1 protein-coding gene is annotated in these 1,185 nt (G+C 41.8%); it reads right to left on the reverse strand.

Translation table 11 applies throughout. The annotated features are described in order from the left end of the window. Positions 1-95: 95 nt before the first annotated feature. Positions 96-1,076 (reverse strand): AMP-binding protein, encoded by a 981-nt coding sequence (locus F6K53_RS44015; protein WP_293087161.1) that lies wholly within the window; start codon positions 1,074-1,076, stop codon positions 96-98. Between the last annotated feature and the right edge of the window lie 109 nt (positions 1,077-1,185).

Consider the following 1,185-nt stretch of genomic DNA (forward strand, 5'->3'; position numbering starts at 1 on the left):
CGCCGGGTCCGCAAGAGCGACCTGCGGGCAAACGCGAACCAGGTGGCACAGACCCTACGGCGCGCTTACGCGTTCGCGGCGCTGTCCGGCAAGCATCACCGCGTCGTGTTCGACCTCGAAAAGCAGGCGTGGTGTGTTTTAATAAATTTTTCTATAGTGTCTTTACGAATTGGCTCTGCTCCATTACTAGCTGTTTTCCAACTCCTAAGATCTAAATTAGTTATTTGTTCTGATGTAACTTGACGAACACAGTAGTCATAGCCAAAGTTTGGACTTTGGCTATGGGTTACCTTATACTTAGAAATAACCTCTAGCCAGCAGGTCGGTCTTCTAACAAATGTCAATGGTGACATTACGTAACAAGTAATACCAGAATAAATAGGCTGTATAAGTCCATCAATCAAACCATAATCATGGAAGTAAGGCATCCAAGTGGCAGCAATACTATCTGAAGTGTAGTTCCATGCTTGCTTGATATAGGCAGAATGGTGCATTACATTGTTATGGGTCACTACAACTCCTTTCGGCGTAGATGTAGAACCAGAAGTATATTGTAAATAAGCTATGGCATCTAGATTAATTTTTAATTCTTGCCATTGGTTTGCTAGTTGCTCTGATATCTCCTCAGTAAACAACCATAACAACATATTATTATACCCAAAGTCTTTTTGCCATTCACTTGGGAACTGAGAAGAAATTTGAGATGTAGTCAGCACTAGAGAAACTTGGGCATCTTTAACACAAGCTTGAAGTCGAGGCAGAGTTCGCTTCAATCGAATTGCATCAGGTGGAGGAGCCGGAATAGCAATGACTCCTGCATATAAACATCCAAAGAAAGCACAAATGAAATCTAGAGGCTGTGAATAGAGCAGCAATGCTCGTTCCCCCCTGGTTACCCCCATCTCCTGAAGCTGAGCTGCGATTGCTCGTGACCGCTTTTCCAATTCTCCATAAGTCAAGCTGGCTGTCTCTGTTTTTCCATTAGAAATAAAGGTATAAGCTTTTTGGTTCGGTTCATTTGTTCCTCTATAACATAGCAGGTCTATCAAAGAGGTAAATTTTTTATTAGTATTCATAAAATTTGTCCTTCATTAATCATCCATCAATTTCTGAATTTTCGGCGTTACTGGAGTTTAGACTAAAGGGATAGGAGCAAACTATAAACAAACGCCAAAAACCGCCAGA

This window comes from Moorena sp. SIO4A1, assembly GCF_010672065.1.
Lineage (GTDB): Bacteria > Cyanobacteriota > Cyanobacteriia > Cyanobacteriales > Coleofasciculaceae > Moorena.

Excerpts from the sequence above, each read along its gene's own strand:
- F6K53_RS44015 (WP_293087161.1), bottom strand. The coding sequence starts at position 1,076 with ATGAATACTAATAAAAAATTTACCTCTTTGATAGACCTGCTATGTTAT.